Source organism: Bianquea renquensis, from assembly GCF_014384895.1.
Classification (GTDB): Bacteria; Bacillota; Clostridia; order Lachnospirales; family Bianqueaceae; genus Bianquea; species Bianquea renquensis.
In genome coordinates this window covers 58,183-77,460 of record NZ_JACRSQ010000017.1, presented here as the reverse complement: position 1 = coordinate 77,460, position 19,278 = coordinate 58,183, and the positions used below count along the sequence as shown (strand labels likewise).

Annotated in this window: 10 protein-coding genes; 3 read left to right on the top strand and 7 right to left on the bottom strand. The window is 51.1% G+C overall.

Annotation, left to right across the window (positions count from 1 at the left end; genetic code table 11):
- Positions 1-111: 111 nt before the first annotated feature.
- The 5 genes from H8730_RS11710 to H8730_RS11690 all read right to left on the bottom strand — a co-directional run bounded on the left by H8730_RS11710 (position 112) and on the right by H8730_RS11690 (position 5,384).
- Positions 112-705, bottom strand: coding sequence for an SOS response-associated peptidase (locus H8730_RS11710; RefSeq protein WP_177718623.1), 594 nt, complete (start codon positions 703-705; stop codon positions 112-114).
- Positions 706-715: 10 nt separating this feature from the next.
- Complete coding sequence (locus H8730_RS11705) at positions 716-1,738, bottom strand: aldo/keto reductase (protein ID WP_177718627.1); 1,023 nt, start codon at positions 1,736-1,738, stop codon at positions 716-718.
- Between the two features lie 90 nt (positions 1,739-1,828).
- Positions 1,829-2,704 (bottom strand): carbohydrate ABC transporter permease, encoded by an 876-nt coding sequence (locus H8730_RS11700; protein WP_177718621.1) that lies wholly within the window; start codon positions 2,702-2,704, stop codon positions 1,829-1,831.
- 15 nt (positions 2,705-2,719) lie between these two features.
- Complete coding sequence (locus H8730_RS11695; protein WP_177718619.1) at positions 2,720-3,676, bottom strand: ABC transporter permease; 957 nt, start codon at positions 3,674-3,676, stop codon at positions 2,720-2,722.
- A 61-nt stretch (positions 3,677-3,737) separates the two neighbouring features.
- Positions 3,738-5,384 (bottom strand): type 2 periplasmic-binding domain-containing protein, encoded by a 1,647-nt coding sequence (locus H8730_RS11690; RefSeq protein ID WP_177718616.1) that lies wholly within the window; start codon positions 5,382-5,384, stop codon positions 3,738-3,740.
- 262 nt (positions 5,385-5,646) lie between these two features.
- On the opposite strand from H8730_RS11690, the gene H8730_RS11685 reads away from it, so the two are divergent.
- From H8730_RS11685 to H8730_RS11675, 3 genes are all read left to right on the top strand, one after another.
- The gene (locus H8730_RS11685) at positions 5,647-7,941 is read left to right on the top strand and encodes a helix-turn-helix transcriptional regulator (RefSeq protein ID WP_177718614.1); all 2,295 of its coding nucleotides are present in this window, start codon (positions 5,647-5,649) and stop codon (positions 7,939-7,941) included.
- A 63-nt stretch (positions 7,942-8,004) separates the two neighbouring features.
- On the top strand, positions 8,005-8,514 hold the full coding sequence (locus H8730_RS11680) for a DNA-deoxyinosine glycosylase (protein WP_177718612.1): 510 nt from the start codon (positions 8,005-8,007) through the stop codon (positions 8,512-8,514).
- A gap of 157 nt (positions 8,515-8,671) precedes the next feature.
- Entirely contained in the window at positions 8,672-9,949 is a 1,278-nt protein-coding gene (locus H8730_RS11675; RefSeq protein ID WP_177718610.1) for a S1C family serine protease, read from the top strand.
- A gap of 189 nt (positions 9,950-10,138) precedes the next feature.
- Here H8730_RS11675 and H8730_RS11670 read toward each other — a convergent pair whose 3' ends face one another.
- Together H8730_RS11670 and H8730_RS11660 are read right to left on the bottom strand one after the other, a co-directional pair.
- Complete coding sequence (locus tag H8730_RS11670; RefSeq protein WP_283243956.1) at positions 10,139-18,346, bottom strand: S8 family serine peptidase; 8,208 nt, start codon at positions 18,344-18,346, stop codon at positions 10,139-10,141.
- Positions 18,333-19,160 (bottom strand): hypothetical protein, encoded by an 828-nt coding sequence (locus tag H8730_RS11660; RefSeq protein ID WP_177718605.1) that lies wholly within the window; start codon positions 19,158-19,160, stop codon positions 18,333-18,335. The genes H8730_RS11670 and H8730_RS11660 overlap by 14 nt, the downstream gene beginning before the upstream one ends.
- Between the last annotated feature and the right edge of the window lie 118 nt (positions 19,161-19,278).

Genomic DNA, 19,278 nt, shown 5'->3' with positions numbered 1-19,278 from the left:
GGACAGATTGTAGTATACAACGGGTGCCATTGTCAAGAGAATTTATAGAATCTTCGGTTCCCCGTAAATCAGGGTCGCTCGCGGCGGACTTTCCTATAGGAAAAAAGGTGCTTACCAAAGCGCCATCTGTTCCCCATTTACAGCTGTTTTCTCGAGCCTTGGTGGAATCAATTGTAGAATCTCTGCGGCAGCAGTTGGGTTGCACAGCCAATCCTCAATCTCATCCTCCTCCAGGATCACGGGCATTCGATGGTGAACCTCCTGCACTGAGGCGTTGGCCGCTGTGGTGACGATGGTGAAACGGCCGCCGTCCTCCCCCATGGTCCAAAGTCCCGCCATATATAGCGCCTTTTGTTTTGGCAATCGAAAGAGATATTTCTGTTTCCGCGCGTCCTTCGTCCATTCATAGAAGCCAGTGGACGGTACGACGCAGCGCGTATTCTGCATACAAGCGCGAAACATTGGCTTCTCTGCCACTGTCTCCGCCCTGGCATTGATCACAACCCCAGTCCGCCCAGGGCGGGCAAAGCCCCAGGTGTACGCCATGGGTACAGGTTTCCCATCCTGCGCAATCAGGACGGGGGCTACATTGGTTGGAAAGATCTCACCGGTTTTGACTTCACCGTTCTTTTTCTGCAATTCCTCTACAATCCTGCGGAGCTCATCGGTCTCCTCCTCAGTAAATAGCGTGTATCGGCCGCACATCCTATCACTCCTACTCTTTATGCTCCTGGTAAAAGGCCAGATAGTCCCGCAAATTCTCTTGGAGCAGCGCTGGCGTATCCAGCCCATAGGGACACCGGGAGCGACACGCATTACAGTGCCTGCAATCCTGGATCTTGAGCATATTCCTTCGCCGTTCCTCCCCCAAATGAGGGCCATAGGGAGATCTTCGAAGCAGTAGGGACATGCGGGCGTCCGTAGGAATGTCGATTCCCGCCGGACATGGCAGACAATACCCACATCCGCGGCAGAAGCCCCCGCACAGTGCTTTGCGGTCCTCCTCGATCTTGGCCTTCATTGCCGCGTCATACTCTGGCGGATTCTCCTCCAGACGCAGGAACTCGTCCAACTCCGCCTCCCGCTGGATTCCCCAGATCGGCACGACATGAGGATACTGCTTGATAAAGGCAAAGGTGGTGGAGGCGTCGGTGATCAGTCCTCCGGCAAGTCCCTTCATGGCGATAAAGCCTACGTCCAGCTCCTTCGCCAATTGGGCCAGCGCGATATCCTGGGGATCGGCCAGGGAGGAAAAGGGGAATTGTAGGGTATCGTAGTATCCCGACAGAATTGCGGCCCGAGCTCTCTCCGCACTGTGGTTGGTGATACCGATGAAACGAATCCATCCCTTTTGCTTGGCTTCCAACAGCCCCGCGTACAGTCCGTCCGGATCCTCCGGATCGGGAAGCTCAGAAGGGTTATGGAGCTGGAGGATATCCACATAGTCCGTCCGCATCCGCTTCAAGCTTAGCTCAATATGGCGCAAGAGCGCCGCCTTATCTGTGGCGCCGCTCTTGGTGGCGATAATAATATGATGCCGCACATCCGATAAACTATACCCAATTTTTTCTTCGCTATCGCTGTACGCGTTGGCCGTGTCAAAAAAGTTGATCCCCCCGTCGTAAGCTTTTCGCAAGATGGTTCTTGCCTGGTCAAAGGGGATGCGCTGTATGGGAAGCGCTCCAAAGGATGAGGCGCTGACCCTGAGTTCTGTCCTTCCCAGTCGTATCGTATCCACTGTCTTTCCCTCCGTCATACCGCGTATTCCTGTCCAGTATACCGCATCCCTTTTCAAAAATCAACGATTGTGTTCTTATTTTTCTATAATCTATCCCTTGACCGCGCCGATCATCACACCCTTCACAAAATATTTCTGCAAGAACGGGTAAATGCACAGGACCGGAACCGTTGTGACGATGATTGCCGCATATTTGATCGTCTCGGCATAGCTGTTATACTCATCGCCAACCGACTCACCGCCTCCCAGAATGTCCGAGTTGGCAATCAGCAGTGCCCGCAGAATATTCTGGAGCGGCAACAAATTGTTATCCTCAATATAGATGGAGGCAGAAAACCAGCTATTCCAGTGCCCCACCCCGTAGTACAGCAGCAACACCGCTGTGGTGGGCATGATCAGCGGCGCGATAATGCGGAATAAAATCACCATGTCGTTTGCCCCGTCGATATAGGCGGATTCCACAAGGCTATCGGGGATACCACTGATGGCAGTCCGGCAAATGATGGCGTTGTACAGAGACACCGCACCTGGAATGATGAGCGCCAGAAGGTTATTGTACAGACCTAGGGACCGCTGATTTAAGTAAGCCGGGATGAGGCCCCCGGAAAAGAACATGGTCAACATCAAGTAAAAAATAATATACTTCTTAAATAGGACATTTTTAGACGCCATAAAATAACCACAAAAGAGTGTCATCACAATATTCAGGGGCAGGGAACCTGCCAGGATGATGAGGGTATTGCGGTATCCACTCAGGATAAGCGGATGCTGGAATGTCATTTTATAAGCGCCCAGCGTGAAGTCATGCGGCCAAAATAGAACGCCAGGGTGCGCCACCAGATAGGTGTTGGAGCTGACCGACGCACAAAGTACATAGTACATAGGATATAGCGTAATCAATACAAGACATAGCATAATCAGAACATTGATGATATCGAAAATTCTATCACCGGCACTTTTCTTCATCGCCCCTTCTCCCTCCTAAAACAGGCTCGTCTCATTCACTTTTTTGCTGATGCCGTTGGTCAATAGCAGGAACACGATATTCACAACGGAATTAAAAAGTCCAACCGCTGTGGAATAACTGTAGTTTGCCTCTATGATCCCCTTCCGGTAGACATAAGTGGAAAAGACATCCGCCACCTCGTAGGTCAGCGGCTGGTATAGAAGCAAAATTTTTTCATACCCCACATTGAGGATCCCGCCCATTCGCAGGATAAACAGAATGGTGATCGTCGGAAGCAGCCCCGGCAGCGTCACGTAGACCATCTGTCCGAACCGGCTTGCGCCATCGATCTTCGCCGCCTCGTACTGTTCCTGATCGATTCCCGACAGCGCTGCCAGATAGATAATCGAATCCCAGCCGATGGACTGCCAGATTCCAGACCCTACATAGATGGGGTAGAAATTCTGTTTGCTCGCCAACAGATTTGTCCGCTCTCCCCCGAAAAACGCGATCAAATCATTGAAGACGCCGTCCGTCTGACAGAACGCTTTGATCAATCCGCATATGACCACCACCGAAATAAAATATGGCATGTAGGAGATGGTCTGAACTGTGCGCTTGAACCAGGAGCAGCGAATCTCATTCAACAGCAGCGCCAAAATGATCGGCGCTGGGAATCCGAACAATATACTAAGCCCACTGATGCAAAATGTATTGCGCAAGAGCCGCCAGAAATAGATATCCCTAAAAAATAGTTTGAATTGCAGCAGGCCCACCCAAGGGCTGTCCAGTATCCCCAAGGAAGGCCGGTAATTTTTAAAGGCGATGATAACCCCATACATGGGCTTGTAGGCAAATATCGCGAAATATACAATCACCGGCAAGATGATGAGATATTTCCACTTATTCATTTTAAAATCCCGCACCAGTGTACGTCTAAGGTGACCGGCTGGTTTTCCAGATCTAGCTGGCTTTATATGTTCAATCTGCATATAGACTCCCCTTTAGATAAAAAATCCCGGCAGCCGCCTTGCCGCCGGGACTCTGCTATTCTTACCGGACCATGAAACGCTTATATGACTCTTGCTTGATCTCCAAATAGCGATCAAGATCCATACTGTTGAGTTTTGCGAGAAATGCATCAAAATTATCGAGAGATTCTTCCCCGGTCAAAAACTTGAGCGCCATCTCCTCCGCATAGGTGCTGATGGGGGCATAGATGGTGCTGACCTCCGTACTCTCCTCAGTACTCAGGCTGCATGCACTCGGATACATGTGGTCTGACAGCTGATTTTTCGACGTCCAGGTGTCAACCGCCTCTATGCACACAGGAACATTCTTCTGCCGCACCATATTCTCTGCCTGTACTGCCAGTCCTGTGCCTGTTGTCCCAACATATTTCGTCAAGGCCATATTAATGCCCTCCGGATCCTCCGTCACAAGCTCCGTATAAGTCGGAACGCCATCCACCATTGTATAGGATTCCCCTTCTTTTCCATAATTCCAATACATGTATCCTTCTTCGGTATAGCCATAATCAAGCCATCGCAAAACAAGCTCCAACTTTTCATCCGGGCAGCTGGTGGTCACCGCAGCCGCATATGTGGAAATAGTGTCTTCCCCTTGGATTATACAGGGGATATCTCCCTCGTTTTTGACGGGATAGGGTGCGCCGACCCAGTCTGCATCCAATCCTGATGATTTTGCATCATTCACCCAATTGCTGAGCTGGCTGATGGCGGTGCAGGATACACCAACCTTTTCATTTAAGGCTTTCGTCCGCATTCCCGCGTCATCCAACGTAACGGAATCCGGGTCGATGATGCCCTCATCATACCATTGATGTAGCTGCGTCATATATTCTTTCCATTCCGGCTGCGCCATGGCAAATTGAACCTTCTGGTTGTCATCCACATAAATGGTGGCGAGCAAAGAGGCATAGGCGTTATAGCCGGACGCAAACCCTGGTGACAAGCGCCCCTTGTGAAAGCTAAGCTGGGCATTGTACGCGTCTTTAAATGTCCGCAACACCTCATCCCAGTCGTCCATTGTCTCCGGCATGGAAAGATTTTGTTCCTCAAGCCAATCCTTTCGGACAACCGGTCCCACATATGTGGCAGCCCACTCCGATTCACGAAAACTGCCAAAGGCATAATACTGACCGTCGTCTGTCTTAACAGATCTGTCAAAGTGTTCATTTTCCTGGAGCAGTGCCCAATAATTCGGCGCATACAGTGGCATCTCCTCTGTTAAGTCCCGGATAATCTTTTCCTCAATATATTGTGGCGCCTTCTCAAATAACGTGAAACAGATAACATCCGGAAGGGTATCTGAGTTGAGCATCAAATTGAACGCTTGTGATCTGTCCGTGCCAGCCGTCGGGGCTTGCCAGTCCACTTTAACCCCCGTCATTTCTTCTAACCCTATGTGAAACGGGGATTCCTCATAGGATGTATAGGAGGAATGTAGCGTAGTGACTTGCCCTGCACACCACACGGAAATCGTTTCATCGGTTTCTATTGGATAGCCTGCAAATGTTTCTTCTTCTGTAGCGACTGAATTGACAGCAGATGATTGGGATCCGCTGTCCACTTTACTAGAGGAAGCGCTATCCTCCCCCGATTGACTGCATCCGCTGAGAAGCGTAATTCCAATGGACAGTGTAAGAGCGATCGCACATCGTTGCGCAAGATTTTTCATACCTGCATTCTCCTCTCGTCTCTTTGAGATTTGTATTGACAACAGGTTCCGGAATCCGTTGCTGGCCCCATTATAGCACTTGCTTCACAAAGAAATCTATGGCGGATACAGGAAATCCGCTGTTTAAAACGAAACCATAAACTGTCCATTTCCAAAGTCTCCTGTCGGTTTCGAAAATCACAACCGCATATCTTGCATTTTAGAATGTAGTTTGCTATCATGAAGGCAAACTTTTATACATATGGAAAGGGAGGACTGAAACATGACGATGCGCTGGAACAGTAAAAGTTTTTTTACACGTTTCCTTGTATCATATATCGCGATCTTGATTATACCGTTTCTCACTCTTCTTCTAACCTATTTTGTCGCACAGCAATCGATTCGCAACGAAATCGTAAATTCCAATGCCAACAGCCTCCATCAGTTTTTTAACGTTGTAGATTCCAAATTGGAGGAGATGACGTCATGCGCCTTTCAGGTTCTCCAGGATTTCTCTGTAAAAAATATCGTCTATTCTGCGGAAGATGCATTCGATGGGTATAAAGCCTATGAAGCTCGCAAGTATTTGACAGGACTTCCTCGCAATGATTTTTCCGATATCTTCATCTACTACCATGCATCGGATCACATTATCTCCTGCACGCGTTCCTGCCTGTCGAGCAGTCTTTTTTATACTACATACTATAGCGGATCCTACGACACATTCTACCAAAAGCTTACGGTGCCCTATACGAATGATACGCCGCGCCTCATCTCCATGGACGATCAGGAGGACGCGCCCCAACTCACGGTTCTTCTTTCGCAGAATGTCTCCTTTGCACTTGGGGATGCTGACATCACAGTCGGCGTGGCACTCAGTCCTACACGGCTCCAACAAATATTGGACAGTGCCACATTTCATCAGGAAGGTCTCTTATTTATTTTTGATCAGAACGGCAATCCGTTGGTGTCCTCCAGTCCCAACACCGTGGGTGTTGACATTCACGCGTATAATGGCACGGATTCATGCTACACGGATACCTTTGACGGGCAGACCTACGTGATTCAGCTATTTCACTCCGCGGTTTTAGACTGCACCTATGTGTCTGCCATCCCCACCGCTGTCTTTTGGGAACGACTTAACACGCTGCGCCTATTGGTTATCATCAGCCTCTGCCTGTGTGTTGCCGCTAGCGTTGCACTCGCCATTTTGTTTGCACACCGAAATTATTCTCCCCTGACCTCCATACTGTCAACGATTCACAGCAAGACCAATCTGGCCTACTCCCCTAGCCAGAAAAATGAGATGGATTTCATCCGGGAGGTTCTGATCCAATCCTTCGATGAGAATCGCCAGATGTTCGCCCATATTCAGAGTGAATCGCAGACATTGCAGGAGGATTTCCTGTACCGGGCTTTGCAGGGAATTTGGAATGTTGACGCAGGCGAGGCTGATATGTTCTGCCGAAATCATATCTATCCCTTGTCCGATGCATTTCTTGTGGTTCTCATCCGTGTTGAAACTGTGGATGAAGCCGTCGTCGGCCCGCTGTCCACCGCTGAGGGAAATCAAACCCTCTCCTTCGTCCTTGCCAATGTGTTTCAGGAACTCTGTGCCATGGAGCACCAGGGCTTCCTACTCAACATCGCGCCCTTGAGCTACGCGGGGATCCTGAATTTTACTCCCGGCCTATCCCCCGATCAGATGCGGGATGCCGCGCTGGCCGTCTGCAACCGGCTGACATCCTTTCTCGAACCCCATTTCGGGATTATCTCCACGATTGCCGTCAGCGATGCTTTGACAGGGCTTTCCGGCATCCATGCCGCGTATCTGCAAGCTTCTCAGGCCATAAGCTATCGATTTATCTTTGGGAAGGGAAGCCATATCCTCTACCGCGATGTTGTCGCCCGCTCCTTTTACTACAACGGCGATGCAACCTCGCAGGCGGCGCAAATCCTGATGCAGTATGTTCAGGATTCCAGTAAAGCCTCCCCCGTTGATGCCATCCAACAGGTGATGCGGCTTTCCTCCATTCGAGACAACGCATCCCTGGAATCCATCCGATGCTTCAAATATGATATCGTCAATGTGGTTAACAAAATCATCTACGGTATCGGCGCGAGCCCCTTGGAACGCGAAATGCATTGGGTTCAGCTGCTGTTGGACGCGGAGACGCTGGACGATTTTCAAGAACTCCTGGCCCAGTCGCTGCAACAGCTGCACTTATACTGGAATCAGACGAGAGAGCAAAAGACCGTCTGCGACGAGGCGGCGGAGTACGTTCGAGAGCACTATCAGGATCCCAATCTCTCCTTAACCTCCATCAGCTCCGTTTTTCATATCACCCCTTCCTATCTCTCAAAATTGTTTAAGGCGCAGAAAGGGATCGGGCTGTTGGAATATTTGAGCAAAGTCCGCCTGGATCTGGCGAAGGAGCTGCTGCGAAATACGTCTCTATCGCTGGAAGAGATTGCCGGCAGGACCGGCTTTTTGAGCGACATTACGTTAATCAAGACCTTTAAAAAATGGGAGGGGGTCACGCCGGGCGCGTACCGGAAACTACAGGGGTTGGGATGAGGTTGACGTCTCCGCCATTTCGCCGTATAATGATCGATACTACCATGGGAAAGGAGGCGCCCTATGTTGGAAACCGTTACCCATTCACTGGCGCCCGTGATCGACGCTGAATCTCGAATTTTACTCTTAGGCACCATGCCATCGCCAAAATCCCGGGAGACCGGGTTTTATTATGGGCATCCTCAAAACCAGTTCTGGAATGTACTGGCCGCCGTCTTTGACACCGGTACGCCCCAAAGCATACCGGAAAAACTAGCCTTTCTACATGCCCATCACATCGCGCTCTGGGATGTCCTGCACTCCTGCGAGATCAAGGGCGCGGAGGATTCCAGCATCCAGAATCCGGTGGTCCATGATATCCGCAGTCTCTTGTCGAAGGCCCCGATCCGCCAGATTTTCACCACAGGGAAAAAGGCTACCGCTCTGTATACGAAATACTGTTTTCCCGACACGCAGCGGGAGTCCATCTATCTTCCCTCCACAAGTGCGGCCAATCGCGGCCGCTTTCCTTTTACAGCATTGGTAACCGAATATTCCATTCTCCGCACCTATCTGACCGACGTTACCCCTTAAAAAGTTGAAGTAACGCCAACGATAGAATTTATTCACGGTTTGTTTTCAGTTTTTTCAAGGACCTTTTAAAGATTTGTCAAATTTCTGCCACAAAAAATACACATTCCTCTACTAAAATATACAGCATAAAGGAAATGAAATAAAGGAGGTCTCGACTATGTCATACAACAACGAACTTTATCCATATACCCAAAATGAAACGCCAGAACCAGGGGCTCCCGCACCAGAGCCTCAGAGGAAACAAAAGAGGGGAAAAGCAGGGAAAACCGTGGCCCTTGTGTTGTGCAGCGCCCTGCTCTGTGGCGCAATGGGATTCGGTGGCGGGATGCTTGCCAGCTCTCTCAGCGATACGCAAACCTCTTCTTCCGGAGTGACCGTTCAGCAAGCGACGGCAAACAGTGAATCCAGTGCCGGCGCGACGCAGCTTTCCAACACAACCTCCGCGCAGCTTAGCATAGAAGAAATCGCAGCGAAGGCGGCGGACAGCGTCGTGGAGATCACAACGGAAAGCGTAACCACAGGTGAGTTTTTACAGCAATCCATCACACAAGGCGCTGGCTCCGGCGTGATCATTTCCACCGATGGCTATATTCTCACGAATTACCATGTCATTGAGGGAGCGTCCACGATAACCGTAACCCTTCGGAATGGAAATAGTTATCCTGCCACCCTCGTCGGTGTTGACGACAACTTGGATGTGGCGCTGCTGAAGATCGAAGAGACAAATCTGAGTCCCGCTACCTTCGGTGATTCCTCTTCCTTAAAGGTCGGAGAAACCGCTGTCGCCATCGGGAATCCACTTGGACAGCTGGGCGGCACCGTAACAAATGGGATTATCAGCGCTCTTGACCGCGATATCACCATCGACGGTAAAACTAAGAAATTGTTGCAGACCAATGCGGCTATCAACCCTGGCAACTCCGGCGGTGGTCTATTCAACGATAAGGGACAGCTCATCGGCCTGGTGGTGGCCAAATCCTCCGGCGAAGAAATCGAAGGCTTAGGATTCGCGATTCCGATAAATGATGTGGTCAACATCCTGGACGATCTGAAACAATACGGGTATGTGAAAGGACGTATCAGCCTTGGTGTCAGCCTCCTGGACATCAGCTCCCAGCAGATGGCACTTATGTACCGCGTCGGTCAGACGGGCTGCTACATCTATAGCACGGTAGACGGCTCCGCCGCCGCGAAAGCTGGCCTGCGATCTGGGGATTGTATCACCGCCATCAATGGAACGGAGGTGTCCACCAGTGAGGATGTCAAGACCATACTGGACACTTGCTCTGTGGGAGATACCATTCAGATGACCATTCTGAGAAACGGCGAGAGCGCAACAGTATCTGTCACCTTGCAGGAATACGTTCCCAGTGAAATCTCCAATACGTCAACAACCGTCACCTCGAACTCTGGTTCCGGCCTAATCGCCATGTAAACCACGAATACAAGTCCGATTCTTCGGATCTAGGTTAGTCTCAGCGGACTTACCTGTAAGACAAGAACAAGTAAAAGGCCGTGGCTTTGCGAAGTATCTTCGCGAGGTCACGGCCTTGCCTATTGTGTGCGCGGATTATCCACAATCTCCACAGCTCTCTGGGATTCCTACCGCAGCAGATAACAGCTTTTACTTGATGTACATTCCTGTGAGCTTCACATCCCGATCCTCTCCGCCAAAGCTTCCGATATATTGACTCACCTTGCCGGTTGCGAGATCCACTTTATTCAAAACAGTTGATGCCGTCCCCTTGGCCGTCGTCGTCGCCGCCCAGTATAGGGTGCCATCGGAGCCAAAGGCCATGGAGTTATTGGACCCGTTCAGGGATGTGCCATCCAATTTAGTGTTCTTGTCAATGACATACTCACCGCATCCTGTGGTCTGATCTAAGGAGCAGAGAGCGCCCAGGGAGGATATGGCATAGATGGTCCCCGCATCGTCCGAGGCCATGGTGTACAGCATCATACCCGTTACCCCGAAATAAAACCCACTATACAGAGCTGTCTGGGCACCCGTGGCCATATCGATCTCAAACATTTTATTCATGGATATTCCATACAGCTTGCCTGCCTTCTTATCATACGCGATATCTTTGATGATCGTAGATTTCTGCGCTGCCCCGACGGTCTCATAGACATAGCTTCCATTTACCACCGTATCCGGATCAAACTTAACTAGCTGTTTTCCGCCTTTCAGATAGGCATAGACCAAACCGTCTGCATAGGTGGCACAAACAATCTCGTCGCCATCGGCCACTTTGGTCAACTGGTCGGGACTGCTCAGATCAAAGGAGACCCAACTCCCATCTGTGACAGAATACCCATATGCCAGATCCCCGCCTTCCACGACGGTTATATCGCAGGTAGCCGTTACGGTTCCGTCTGCATTTTTGGCTGTTATGGTCGCCGTCCCGGATTGAATCCCCGTGACGTTTCCTTTTTCGTCAACCCCTGCAACCGTCGGGTCGCTGCTCTCCCAGCGCACCGTCTTATCCACAGCCACGCTGACAGGCAGTACCGTCGCTGTGAGCGCCAAAGTGCTCCCCTTGGAAATCTGGGCTGTGGTATTGGACAGAACAATGGCATCGACAGGCACTGCCTCCGGCGGAGTCAGCGCTGTCTTGCTGTCGGCATAGAGCAGGGAGACTTCCGCGCCCTCCTCACCGATAGGATACATGCCGATGGTCGCCCCCGTCCTGGGATTTATGATGTAGATGCGCTGTTCTGTGCGGGAAATCTGGCTCCAATACAGCATCGCCGTATCCGGGTCGTAGGTCAAATCACTCTCATAATTTAGGGAGGAGGACAACATTGTCTCGCTGATCAGCGTCGCCTTGCCGGTCTCATCAATTGCATAGAATTTGCCGTCCGATGTGATGCCGTACAGCGTGCCCCTTTCATCGCAGGCGATGGAGTTCACCTTGACCTGCGCGCCTTCCCCATCGGTCATAGCTCCGACTTCATACCAATTTCCAGTGGACAAATCAATCTCCACCAGCTTTTGGCCCAGATAGGTCAGTCCAAACATGATGCCACGGGAATAATCAAAGGCCATGTCGGCAATCTTGTCCTTCACCTCCCCAATGACATCGTACTCTTTTGACCCTTCGTCAATCTTGATGAACTGCAAGTCCGACGTATACGCATAGATGTTTCCGTCATACCGTTCTCCGGCGATAATCTGCTTATCAAAGGAGGTTTCTTCTTCATACTCCTCCGAGCCCGCCAGGGGGAAGGTAATGAAGCTGTTGAGTTCATTTCCTTCAAACAAGCGATCCTCGATTAAAAATGCCACCATCTTTTCCGGCGGTTCCAATACGTTGACCTTGATTGTCTTCACCATGGTTTTCCCGCTGTCCGTGGCAGAGACTGTGATGGTCGCAGTCCCTTTTCCTACGGCTTTTATCACGCCGGTTTCGGAGACAGTTGCCACGTCTCTCTGATCCGTCGTATATTGATAGTCTTTATTGGTCGCATGGATGGGATCGGCGCTGACTTGAAGTTGCAGCTCTCCGCCCACGATGAGATCCGTCTCGGCGCCCTGCCCAATGTGGATATCCTCTAGCTCCACATAGGGGGCCTGTGGTTCATCTGGAGAATCGCAGTACAGCGCTGATACTTCCGAACCGGATTCCCCAATTTTGCCGATGACGCTGGCATATCCGTTCTTGGGATTGACAATGCAAAGATTTAACTCCCTGCCTTCCCCAGCTTTGGCCCACGCCTGTGCCCAGTAGATATACCCATTTTCGAAATCGTAGGTCATGGATTGTTCCATGACAGCCTTCTGCCCCGTATCTCCGATCTTTGTCAGAGTGCCGGCTGTTAGATCCGCTGTATACAAGCTGGCATCCGCCTGGGTACTGCCTGCCTTGCGTCCGATGACGTACACGGTTCCCTTTTCATCCACCGTCAGGGCGACGAGCACCTGATCCTCCTGTGTCAGAACAGGATACATCTCTCCATTGCTGGTATCCACCATGCTGATCTGGGTGTCGTCTGTGATGGCATACATTACCCCACTGCTGTAGTCAAAGGCCATATCCGATACCTTGGTCTGGATGGTTCCCAGTTTGACCGCCTCCCCAGTCTGGGGATCAATCTTGTAGAAATTTCGCAGGCCGGTGGTGGCGGCATAATTGTTGTCATATCCGTACAGCCAACCGTTGTAATAGGTCCCAGCGCCGATGGTGGGGGTGCTGGCGTTGATTGCAGTATACTTCCACGGATTGACCGGATCAATGTGGATCCAGGCATTATAATTGTTGGTCTCATAGTCCTGGAGCAGGAACCCGCTAAGGGTATCAATGGGCTCCGTCACGGTAACCGTCAATGTCTCGGTGAATGTCGTCCGCGTCTCTTCGTCCAACGCCGTGCAGGTGATGGTGGCCGTTCCGACATTGTAAGCGGTTGCGACCCCACCCTCATCGATATCGACCACATCCGGTTTGTCGCTGGACCAGCTGACATTCCGGCTCGTTGCATTGTAGGGGACCATCTTAGCCCGGATCTGTAGCTTTCCGCCCTTCACCATGACACAATCCTGTGCGCTCAGCGCAATGCCCTCAAGGGGAACATATGGAATGTCGGGCACAGTCCCTTCCTTTGGAATTGAAACCAGTCCTGACACCTGGGACCCAACCTTCCCGATGACACCGGCATAGTACATCGTCTGACCGTCCAGATCCAGCACATACAGGGAGGAATTCTGGGACTGGTATACCTGTGCCCAGTAAATGTAACCCGTATTGTAGTCATAGGTCATGGACTGGACATACGCCACATCGGGTATGCCGTATCGATCACTGTTGGCGTCAACTGTGGCTGATCCGTCGTCCTTGGACAGGGTGACCAGCTGACAGTCTTCGTTGATTGCGTACAACTTGCTGTCTGTAAAACCTGTCGCCGCATCCCCGGCCGTTGGCACACTGGCCATGGCAACGATCTTTGTATCCTGGCTTCCGATTTCCGTTGTCTCACCGGTATTCATATCGATGCGCACCAGCGCAGTGGAGTGGCCTGTGCTTGAAATGCCATACATAGTATTCGTCGCATAGTCATAGGTCATCTCCACAACCTTGCCATCCGCTTTTCCTACTGTATTGTAGATCCACTCCTCCGGGTCAACCCGGTAGAAATATCCATTGCTGTCATAGCAGTAATAGAAGCCGTCAACATATTCGCCCGCGTAGACAAATTGCAGAATGTCCGCTTTTTTCTTGTACTTGATAGGATTTTTCACATCAATCTGAATGATGCCGTCGCCTGTGTTATCATGCCAGTCAAGCAGCAGATACCCATAGAAGGGTTCCGGATCCGCGATCACCTTCACCTTGCACTCTGCGGAAATGTCCGTTCCCTTTACGGTGGCTCTGACAATGGTATCGCCTCCCGCAACGGCTGTGATCCGCCCGTTGGTCACCGTTGCAACTGCGGGATCCTCCGATGTCCACTCCACCTCGGTATTCTTGGCATTCCACGGCGTCACCGCTGCAAAAATTCGGGTTTCCTGTCCGGGGAACAGGGCAACGGAATTTTGATCCAGGGTTACAGCCGTAACCGTGTCCGTCGGAGTAATCTCCAGATCTCCATCATAGGGAATGAACAGGGCGGCAACCTCGCAGGCTTCATCAAACTCGCCTACGATGGCTGTGGCGCCAGTGTCCAGATTGACTTCGCTCAGATGGCTGATGAGCTTTCCCGTCGTCCCGTTATAGCAGAAGGCATACCAGTACATCTTGCCAGTGTTATGATCATAGGCCATGCTCTGGCGGTAATTTAAGGATACCCACTGTTCATCCTCTGTCTCCGACACTTTTCCTACCACCGTGGAGGTTGCGTCCGCCTTATTGACTTTGCAGAGCTCGCCCGCCTTGCTCAGCGCATAGAGCTGGCCTTCCGTGGTGCATCCCAGGGTTGCCATGCCCTTGCCGAAAGCGCCGATGTCGTTCACTGTCCCGTCAAAGATATCAATGGTGCTCAAGTACACTTTCTCATCGTGGTAGGTAATGGCATACAGGTTGTGATCCTCATAGTTATACGTCATATCGTAGACGTCGCAATCCAATGTTCTGATTTTGCTCTGGGACCAATAGGTTCCCTGGGGCGTATAGACGTTCAGTTCCTTCAGGGCATTGAAAGTGATCACATACCCGTCCAAATATTCTGCCGCGTAGATCCCATTCAGATTTGCCGCGACGGTGGCCTGGGAGACATCCTGTAATGGCGCCTTGACCATGGCTGCCGGTAGGCGGCTGGTCTCCCCCATATTAAACCCGTAGAGAGTCCCTTCCTCCAGCGCAACCGGCTCTTTCACACCATTATCCTTGATCCCCATGTCGATATCATAGTCCACCTGATTCATGGCGTAGTCCACGAGGATCATCATAAAATCATCGTCGTACTCGGTGACATCAAATTCATAGCCGGTAATGGTTTCCCCCGCCTCCGACTGCTCAATGGCATAGCGTTCATATTCCACTGAACCGTTGGCGCTCTTAAAGATAACGGCGGCGATATACTGATTGTCTCGGAAGGACGCCCTCAGCTTAATGCGCCCGTCGCTGTCTGTCACCACCTCCGTAGAGAGCAACGTCGGCTTCTCCGTATCGATGGTAATCGGGTAGGTAAAGCTCTGTTTGTTCCCTTTATAGTCAAGCTCCGCTTCCACATTCAGGTTGACCACCGTATTGTTTTCCAGGAACTCTCCATCCTGCCCTGTGCCGTCCCACAGCTTCGGTGAGCGATAGACCCTGTATTTCATGGTCGAGCTGCTGTACAGGGCTTTCGTCACATAGCGCTCTTCATGGGAATATAGCGCATTCCCCTCTGTGTCGGTCACGGTGATTTTCAGATTCTTGACATTGCGCAGCAGTGCGCTCTCCAACACATCCAGGGTGTTCATGTCGGAAATCGCATTGTGAGCAGCATCGTATCCTGTCTCTACGTACGGATTGACACCTAAGATGGATTCCTCCGTCCACAGGTACGTCCCATACGAGTTAACTTTTCCCTCTGTCTCATAATAATGGTCATGGGCGTCAAATATGGGAGCTTGGGCCCAATCCCCGTAAAATCCCAGATATGGCAGGGATAGTCCGATGCCGTCCTCATTGAGGGAATTGAGATACGTAAATCCTTCCACGTAGATACCGTTGGGATACCGCTGATCGAAAGCCACCTTCTGATCCTCGGTCAGATCAATTTTGACATTGACTGTGGCCGTTTCATTTCCCGGGACAATCAGCGCCTCTCGGTCGAGCTCCAGGTCTTCTTTCAGCCCAGAGAGATTATCGAGAAACAGCATTATATCCTGGTCGTCGCAGAGATCGCCATCCTGATCAAGATCCGCCATGGCGGCCTCTCGGTTGCTGTAGGTTTCCCGGAGCATCAGGGTTCTGATATCCCGGGTATCCACCTCTTTGTCATCATCCACATCATAATAGTAGCCCATGGCGGCGCTGTCAAAGGAGGTGGTACCGCTCAGCGCCATGTCGCTCTCACTGAGCAGATCATAGGTTTCCCCGTTTTCGTCTGTCTCCGCCCTGTACCCGTTGGTCAGAAGGGAGTTGGAGAGAAGGTAGGCCAGGGAGTCCTCCGTCATATTGGAGACCGTGAAAGAATACTGGTAGCTTCCTGTCTTCTGCGGATCATCCCACAGTTCCACCTTGGGCCTCTGCCCGCTTTGGGATTCCACACTGAGATACGCCTCCGTTCCCAGCGCGTTTCCCACATTGACGAGACCGGCTCCCTGCTTTCTCGGGGAATACTCCGTACCGTTGTCTTCCCTGCATGGAATGGCGGTGCTTAACAGAAGCTGATTTGTTCTCGCATGAATCTCCCCTTCCGACAGCTCCGGGCACTGATCTCTCAAATACTGCTTGACTAAAGCCGCCGCGCCCGCAATCTGGGGGGAGGCCATGGAAGTACCCGTCTTTGTTCCATACAGTCCCCCGTCTGTGGTTGAGAGGACATTGCCTCCGACGGCGGTGAGATCCGGTTTTAGATTTAGAGATGAGGTTGTCCCCCAGGACGAGAATGTACTCATCTTGAGGGCGTCCTCCGTTCTTCCTATGCCGATGGTGAGTGTTGTGGTGCCATTGTAGTACTGTTCGATCATGTATTCCCCCAGAATCTTGGAGATGGAAATACACGGAATGTACCCCTCGCCGTCATTGATTTTCATGGACGTTGTGCCATCCACGCTATTGTACACGATGACCCCCACCGCGCCGGCCGCCTGTGCGTTTTCCTGCTTTTTCATAAAGGTAATTCCGCCGCCGCGCTGGACGAGAGCGATTTTGCCGTTGACTTCGGCCTCCTCAAAATCCTCCACTTCGGCTCCATAGTTGCCGACTACAGCAAACGGGATCTCTTGGCCACCTGCAAAATTTTTCATAAAGGCCGTTCCATCGGTCTGGGCTGAATCGTTGAAGGTAATATTCTTTTGGCCTACTGTGAAGAACTCCGACGCATTGTCCATACTGGCCACTGTCGTCGCATTTGTGTAAACGCCCGGGGATGTGACAAGCCCATTGTCCGGATTGGACGTCAGGTTATAATTGGTTCCCGTCGGATTTCCATAGGCTGCATTATAATCATTCCCCGCCGCAACGGCAACCACCACGTCCGTATCGCAGATCCGCGCAAAGACTTCCTGTATCTCCTCCTCATCGTTGGTAAACCCTGCCGCGGAACCAATGCTGATATTGATGGAATCACACCCTAGCCGGATGGCATCCTCCATTGCCGCCATTATGTCACTAAAGTAAGCCCCGCCCCGGTTGCCGAAAACCTTCATAATGACGAGCTGCGCATCCGGTGCCACGCCGCTGATGGATGTGGTGCTGATCTTGTTTGCCGCCGCAATACCGGCCACATGGGTCCCGTGATCGGAGCCGTTGGCGTCATTGTGGTCCACTCGCAGGGAGGCGTCAATATAGTTAAAGGCGAATGGCACTTTGTTGCTTCGATACAACTTTTCAGCCGTAATCCCCTCCTGGACAGAGGATACATTTAAATCCTTGAGAACGTTGTCGACTTTCTCAACCGTCAGGGAATCTGCCGTGGTCTCGAACTCGTCCCCGCCCTGAAAGCTTGGGTGATCCAGATCTAGCCCGGTATCAATAATGGCGATCTTTGTGCCCTTACCGGTATATCCTGTCTCCTGCCAGGCGGCCGTCGCCCCAATAATGTTGTTCGACTCATCCGCCCCCGGTACCTCGTAGAGGGGGGATAGGATTACATCCTGGACGCCGTCCAGCTCTTTTAGGCCATTGATATTTTTGTATGGCGTGGTAATGCCAATGCCACAAATACCGATGGTGTAATAATAGGTAATGGTTATATCCTCAAAGGTATTCTGCACTTCATCCGCCACATTGTTCTGCTTTTGATTCATCCAAAATTCCATCAACCCGGCCCAAAAATTTTCCGGAATCTCGGAAGCCTCATATCCTCTTTCCAGCAAGGATTTTGAATCTAGCACGAGAATGGCATTGACGATCTCATCATCTGAAATTTCGGCGTCCTCCACCGGTTTTTCCGCTTCCAGCTCTTTGCGAAATCCGTCTATGCGGGATGAATCGGACCCGTCAACTTCTGTGAAGTCAGCGCTGCCGATGACCTGTCCAACACTCTGCTCTGCGGTATCCTTATAATAAACATCCAATGCATCGCTTTCTGTATCAGCGGTTGACGCCGCCCCAGGTGCCATAAAGCCATCCGTATCTGGCTGTTCTGCTCCAAAGGCTAGGCCGCTAGACCCGCTGAAGCAAATTGTAAAAGTCAAAAGAATCCCAAGAATTCTATCGCCAAACCGCCGTTTACTTCGTCTCATTCTTTGCACCTGCCCTTCTCTTTACAATGACGGTCACGGCAATGATACTGACCACAGCCAGCACCGATACAGTCCACAGCGGTGCTGTATCACCTGTCCTGGCCGACGAGCCGGCACTGTCAGCGTCTGTTCCACCCTGACTGTTTGTACTAGCTTCGCTCTCACTGCCCTTGCTATCCTGTCCGCTATTTTCCTGACCATCGGAACTCTGGTGGTCCCCATTGTCACTGGACTGGTCTGTGTCAGAATTCGCAGATGAGTTTTTGTCATCTCCCTGTGAATCGCTTGAATCGCCATCCTTGCCTGGCTCTTCCGGAATCACGCCGGTACCGCCAGCCACGGTTAAGTATGTATTCGCGATCTCCGATTGGACGGTTTGATTGTTTTCATCATAGGTTTCGGATGCGTCCATGGAGATCTGTATCACATCCGATGTGGACAGATTCTCTCGAACCTGAAACTCCAGCTGGATGAAATCTCCAACAGGGATCGGGGCTTCGCTGGCGAAGGCCACAACGATTACCCCTGGAACCGTTGTATTTACAGAGGCATAGGTTTTTTCCTGCCCCGCAGATTTCTCTGCTCTTAGCAACTGTAAATGGGCATCATCGTAGGTCATGCGAAGGGTTCCATTGGTAATATGGCCCGACTCCGTGTAGATCTTGCCGCTCACAATGTCGCCTGTCTTTACCTGAGCTTTATCAAATTGCATGTCAAATGCATTTGCAGGGTCCGCAAATACATATCCTGACGCTGATGCTACCATCAGGACCGCGAACAGCACTACATGTAAAAAAAGCTTCTGTCTTTTCATTCCCCTGTCCTTTCTTATTTGTCTGTAGGATCCGCAGTGAGTCTGTCTTCGGCAAATCCTCTTATTAGTTATAACTAACCTTTTCGCACACAGCCCAGTTAGGCTATGCTAACCACGG